This is a genomic window from Neisseria sp. HMSC055H02, assembly GCF_001813335.1.
Lineage (GTDB): Bacteria > Pseudomonadota > Gammaproteobacteria > Burkholderiales > Neisseriaceae > Neisseria > Neisseria sicca_C.
Map to the genome: position 1 here is coordinate 14438 of NZ_KV812116.1, position 282 is coordinate 14719.

Below are 282 nucleotides of genomic sequence, written 5' to 3' on the forward strand. Positions count from 1 at the left end.
CTGCGAAATGAGAAAGGGAGCTACAACATACGCAGTTTGCCAAGCAGAAAGTCGTAAATTGTAGCACTGCGAAATGAGAAAGGGAGCTACAACAGGTTTACAGCCTGAGCAATACGATTGCAGATTGTAGCACTGCGAAATGAGAAAGGGAGCTACAACCCGGACTTCAAAGCATGGCACATCAATTCCATTGTAGCACTGCGAAATGAGAAAGGGAGCTACAACATTTTGCGTTTCCTCGCGCTGTTGGTCTTAATTGTAGCACTGCGAAATGAGAAAGGG